The 5148-nt window shown below is 43.8% G+C and carries 6 protein-coding genes and 1 pseudogene; 4 read left to right on the forward strand and 3 right to left on the reverse strand.

Annotated elements, in window-relative coordinates; genetic code table 11:
- On the forward strand, nt 1–214 hold a 214-nt coding region (locus PN462_RS08510), incomplete at its 5' end, for a hypothetical protein (protein WP_272127658.1).
- 85 nt (nt 215–299) lie between these two features.
- Here PN462_RS08510 and tnpA read toward each other — a convergent pair.
- The gene (gene tnpA, locus PN462_RS23460) at nt 300–725 is read right to left on the reverse strand and encodes an IS200/IS605 family transposase (RefSeq protein ID WP_443029110.1); all 426 of its coding nucleotides are present in this window, start codon (nt 723–725) and stop codon (nt 300–302) included.
- 22 nt (nt 726–747) lie between these two features.
- Between tnpA and PN462_RS08515 the strand changes: the two are divergent.
- The 3 genes and pseudogenes from PN462_RS08515 to PN462_RS08525 all read left to right on the forward strand — a co-directional run bounded on the left by PN462_RS08515 (nt 748) and on the right by PN462_RS08525 (nt 2824).
- Nucleotides 748–2095 (forward strand): annotated as a pseudogene (locus tag PN462_RS08515) (IS200/IS605 family accessory protein TnpB-related protein).
- 118 nt (nt 2096–2213) lie between these two features.
- Entirely contained in the window at nt 2214–2414 is a 201-nt protein-coding gene (locus PN462_RS08520) for a hypothetical protein (protein ID WP_272127661.1), read from the forward strand.
- Nucleotides 2405–2824, forward strand: a complete 420-nt coding sequence (locus PN462_RS08525) for a type II toxin-antitoxin system VapC family toxin (RefSeq protein WP_272127662.1) — start codon at nt 2405–2407, stop codon at nt 2822–2824. The genes PN462_RS08520 and PN462_RS08525 overlap by 10 nt, the downstream gene beginning before the upstream one ends.
- A 211-nt stretch (nt 2825–3035) precedes the next feature.
- On the opposite strand, the gene PN462_RS08530 is transcribed toward PN462_RS08525, so the two are convergent.
- Nucleotides 3036–4064: a hypothetical protein gene (locus tag PN462_RS08530; RefSeq protein ID WP_272127663.1), complete on the reverse strand. Its 1029-nt coding sequence runs from the start codon at nt 4062–4064 to the stop codon at nt 3036–3038.
- A 2-nt stretch (nt 4065–4066) separates the two neighbouring features.
- Nucleotides 4067–4636 carry a DnaJ domain-containing protein gene (locus PN462_RS08535; RefSeq protein WP_272127665.1) on the reverse strand — a complete coding sequence of 190 codons (570 nt, stop codon included), beginning with the start codon at nt 4634–4636 and terminating at the stop codon, nt 4067–4069.
- Nucleotides 4637–5148 lie beyond the last annotated feature (512 nt).

A 5148-nucleotide genomic window follows, 5' to 3' on the forward strand; every position in this document is an offset into this window, starting at 1 on the left:
AGTTGAAGCGATCAAAGCGGTTGATGGAGTCGGGGGCGAACAGAAAAAACAACGCTGGCAAGCCCAAAATCCCTTGACAAATCCTAAAGTTTATGCTAAAAAGCTGGAACAAATCGGCCTCACCCCAGAGCAATGGTCAGAAATTTTAGGGGAAACCGCCACCTCCCTAGCAAGCCGTTCCTTGCCACAACTTGCCCTTATTTGGAAAAATTGAACCCAGTGCCTTCAAAATTGAACAAAATGAGTGACGCATTCCCCCACCTCGCCCACGGCAGGTGGGGGTTAAGGAACGGCAGCAACTAATCATCGTAGCCCTGATTTTCTATGTACTGTTTTAGAACCGATAGTGGCGCACCTCCACTGGAAATCGCGCTAAATCCTCGCTTCCAAAAAACGGGCTTCCAGTAGTAAGGCTTTAGTTCTTCGGCATACCGCTTCTTAATCTCCCTGCTGGTCACAGTCTTAATTGTGTTGCACAAGCGGGACACAGACACTTTAGGAGCCAAGTCAATTAGCAGGTGTATATGGTCGTTTGCGCCCAAGTCTGCCTTTGCGTCCTCCAAAATACAGTCGTTTTTCTGGCAGATGTTCATCGTCAGATTTTTGATATCGTCTTCTATGTCACCGTGAATAACTGGGTGCCGATATTTAGTTACAAAAACAACGTGTATTTTAATCAAGGCAACAGTATGAGCGAAACTTCTTAATCTTGTCACTATAGCCATCACTATGTGCTAAACTATAGCTATGCTAACAAAGAAACCGACTAAAATCATTCGTACCGACAAGTGGACGCTGAACCCGACCAACGAACAGCGAGTGCTGTTTTCTGAAACGGTCCAAGTCTATCGTCGTCTGTGTCAATATTTGGTCGGGATTGTATTTACCCATTGGGCTGAACTGGGGAGGCTGTCCAGCAATGAATTAGTGCCTGCTGTCGAGCGACTAATTCACACCACAGTAAAGAATCCAACGCCTCGGTATGCCCTGGTGGATAGGGTCTTTCACAAATTCCCTAGCTATTACCGCAGGGCGGCAATCATGTTTGCCGCAGGCCAAGTCAGCAGCTATCTGACTCGTTATCAGCAATGGCAAAGCGGCAACCGCAAACGTAAAGATGCCAAGCCACCCATGCTGAATGCGAATGCAGGCTGTTACCCAGCCCTGTACCGGGGGCAATGCTATAAGCTGCATGGCTACGAATTTGTCGAAATCAAGGTTTTTACGGGAACCGATTGGATTTGGACAACCGTTCAGATTACCGGACTCAGAGAACGTCATGAGGTTGGTAGCAACAAGATGCTGTCGCCTTACCTGATTTTCAACGAGAACACCTGTCACCTATCAGTTCCATTTGAGTGCCATCCTCCAAAGCGTCAGGGCGATGGCGTTGTTGTCGCTGTGGATTTGGGCATCAACACCACAGCAACGGTTGCAGTTGTGGACAATAGCGGTACTGTAATCCAGCGTGAATTCATTCACCCTGGAAGAGACATAGACCGTCGAGACAAACGGCTGAAATCGGTGTCCACCAGAGCCAGTAAGACGATGGGTAAGGGCGGGAAACTCCACAAGGGGTTTTGCTCCAATACCTATCGAAAGTGTCGCAATATCAACCAACAGATTGGTCACATCGTCTCAAAGCGCCGAAGTGCAGATTGCCCAAGCATTCAATGCTGATGCCATTGTTTTTGAGAATCTCAAGGGCTGGAAAGCTAAGGGTGGGCGGAAGCGCTCTCACCTCCGGCAACGGTTCCACGGGTGGCTCAAGGCAATGATTCGAGACTTCACAGAGATGAAGTGGCGTGAGGTTGGGGGCAAAGTGGTGGAGGTGATTGCGGCGTACACATCCAAATTAGCCTATGACGGTTCTGGGGAAGTAAAACGTGACCCCAAGAACTATACACTGGCAAAATTTAGCTCTGGCAAGCGCTATTCGGCAGACCTGAATGGGGCGCAGAATATCGCTGCCAGAGGAATCCTTAAGCTCACGCGCAGAAATGACCGTGAGGAATGTTCCAGCAAACGTTCTGGACGTTCGCCTAGAAGCTGGGCTTGTCTATGTGACCTGTGGACGACCGCAGTTCCAGGTTAGCATTACGACACCCCCACCTCGCGTGCTTCAGGTGGGGGAGGCTTCATAAATAAACCGAAAAGCAATTGCATCTCTCGCCCGTGTCGGCAGTAATATAAAATAAACCCTAAGTAAACCCATGCTAATTGATAAAATCCTGCAAGAACTCCAAGCAATTCCCGAAGACAAACTCGCAGAAATTTACGATCTGATTTACTACTTTCGCTTGGGATTAAGTCGAGAATCCCCTCAACCCCGCACCCCCGGACTTTTAACCGGAAAACTTAGCGATACTTTTTTTGACCCCCTACCCGAAGAAGAACTCCAGCGATGGGAATAAAATATCTTCTCGATACTCATGTTTTCTTGTGGTGGCTGTTCGACGATTCTCGACTCGATACAACTTGCCGAGACATCATTCGTGACTCAACGCATCAGATTTTTGTTAGCAGTGCTTCTGCTTGGGAAATTGCCACAAAATACCGCATCGGCAAACTGCCCGAAGGCCAACCCATTGTCGAACGATATTCGCAGATATTAATTCAAGCAAAATGCCTTGAACTTGGCATTACCTCAGCCCATGCCCTCAGAGCAGGTAGTTTGCCGATCGCTCATCGAGATCCTTTCGATCGCATGATTATGGCACAAGCAGAACTCGAAAAAATGCCCGTTATCACCTACGATAAGGCATTTCAGACGGGATTAATTGAGATTATTCCCGATCGCGGAACGTCTCCAGATTCCCATTAAATCGGCATGACCAAACCGACTATCGAGGAGGTACCAAAGTGAATGAAGCAGAAACAAGAGCGCTTTGCCATTCAGTGTGGTGGCGGCGATCTCCAAAGCAACGCTGGCTAACGGCAAAATGCAGCGGCGGCAGATAACCTTTAACTCTCACCAATAACCTCTATTCCGTCCGCACCAACGTAGTGTTAGACGGCTTTTAAAGTTGAGAACCTTACTGCTGACCTTCAGGTAACCTACGTTGAAGTTGTGTCAGTTTAAGCATCAATATTCTCCTTCGGTTGTGCAACATTAAAATCACCTCATGCTTTTGCGAGTACTTCTGTTCAACATACTCAATAAAGTCATCTATTGTACAAGTTTTATCATTTCCTCCATTCCACTGATGAAAATCTTCGCTCACATATTCTGCAATGGTAAGAATATTGTCTGGTTGATCAGCAAGAAAACGATATGTATTTTTATCATATAAATGATGACCAACCAACTTAATCAACCTGTTCTCATATTTATCACGAGTAACGCCAGTGATTTGACAAAATTCATCTCTATTCTTCGCATAACGAACAGCTCTATCAATGTCTTGCTGCGATGGGGATGGACTAAGAGCGAGAATCTTTACAACTGGTGGAGCTACTTCTTTAACCCTTTTGCAGTAATCTCGTCGTTCTTTAGACCGAAGTCTCAATGATAATTCCGTACTCAATTTTGCTAGACCAGATAGGGAAAAGAAACTTGCATAATCAAAATCCCCAAAATCTTCATTTATCCGCATTGGAGAATCTGATCTTTGAATATCTTGGAATGCTTTATCGAGTCTTGATGTACTTGTAGCAAATATACGCGCCACATCTTCCCGGCTAAGCCAATGACGCTCATTTCTTAAAACTAAGGAAGAACTATGCCTGTAAATTGCTCTGCGAACTTTCCCATCAATTCTGATGATGCGATATTTTTCAAGTAGTTCAACTACTCTTTTTATAGAAAATTTTGTCGTTTTACCTTGCAAATCTAAATAATTGGCAACTGCTAAAGCACCTTCGCGCGAAAAAATCCTGATCGGATACTGCTGCCTATTTATATAACCCTGAACCACAAAATGCAGTGATTCTGTGATTCGGATATCTTCATCTGTTTCCTTCTGAAGAAAATCAACTATTTCGTCAAGCTCTCTGTGCTCTATTCCTAAGGCTTCAGCTAGGCTAATTTCTTCAATATAGAAAACCCTTCTATTAAAAGACATAATCAAAAACCAGCAATAATACTCTTATACATAATTTCTATTTGCTCAAAGATTTCTCTATCTCCACTCTCCAGATTATCCGGATGGTAAATTTTTGATAATTGATAATAGGCAGCCTTAATATCATCTTTTGTAGCAACTTTAGGATCTAGCCCAAAGACTTGCCAAGGCTTAAAATACTTAAATATATCAATTCCGTTAATGCAACCATATCCTTCTTGATCCCTTTCATTTGGAAGAATACCTATAAATTTTCTATACAATTTTTCCCAAGTCTGTTTTATACGAAAATCCAACTTTTCCATACCATCAGTAGCCATCTGGAATGCACCAGATTTTCTCAAATCTAGCGTATTCTTTACGTTGAAATATTCATAGATTGCCTGCTTTAGCTCGCTAATCTTGAGAGCCTGAGCTTTCTTTTTTGAAGTTTGTACAGAAGTCTCAAGCACAAAATAGGCAAACTCCTCCAAAAGCCGAGCATCAACTTGTCTGGCTTGAGCAAGACGGTCTATTTCAGTTTTGACTTGTGGAGCTAGCTTGACTTGCGGAGCTAGAGCTACTTGGTACATGCGGTTTTTACCATACTTCTGCCTAATTATATCAATATGTTCACTTTTCTATGGATTGGGCATTGACAAAGCTTAGTAATGTATGGGTGATTCCATGTCGGGAGTCGATTCTTAAAGGGTACTCAACTAAGCTGCTCAGCCGTCTAACTATAGATTAGACGGATTTTTTCCATCTAATCATCCCCGTGCGGATTCTATTAATATTTTATCAGTATAACATCCCTATAGAGGGTGTTATACGGAAAATTTCCGTATAATCCTCTTATCAGCATTTTATACGGATTTGTTTGTCCCTATGACTGCCCCCCACCACCAAAGAAGTTGCTGGACGTGGTTCGAGAAGTGATCCGCCTCAAACACTACTTTCCTCGCGTTGGCTAAACGACAAATTTTGATAATGATTATCATAATTACATAAAAATGGTTATGATAATCATTATTATTTTGAAGACCAGAGAATTTTCAGCAAACCATGACCTATTCCCCCCATCCAGTGAACCCAGACTGTCCCC

It is taken from the genome of Spirulina sp. CS-785/01 (assembly GCF_028330525.1).
In the GTDB taxonomy this organism is placed as follows: Bacteria; Cyanobacteriota; Cyanobacteriia; order Cyanobacteriales; family Spirulinaceae; genus JAQMSD01.

What these genes read in the sequence shown, in the direction of transcription:
- PN462_RS08535 (WP_272127665.1), bottom strand. Translation starts at nt 4,636, where the DNA reads ATGTACCAAGTAGCTCTAGCTCCGCAAGTCAAGCTAGCTCCACAAGTC.
- PN462_RS08520 (WP_272127661.1), top strand. Translation starts at nt 2,214, where the DNA reads ATGCTAATTGATAAAATCCTGCAAGAACTCCAAGCAATTCCCGAAGAC.
- PN462_RS08525 (WP_272127662.1), top strand. Translation starts at nt 2,405, where the DNA reads ATGGGAATAAAATATCTTCTCGATACTCATGTTTTCTTGTGGTGGCTG.
- tnpA (WP_443029110.1), bottom strand. Translation starts at nt 725, where the DNA reads ATGGCTATAGTGACAAGATTAAGAAGTTTCGCTCATACTGTTGCCTTG.
- PN462_RS08530 (WP_272127663.1), bottom strand. Translation starts at nt 4,064, where the DNA reads ATGTCTTTTAATAGAAGGGTTTTCTATATTGAAGAAATTAGCCTAGCT.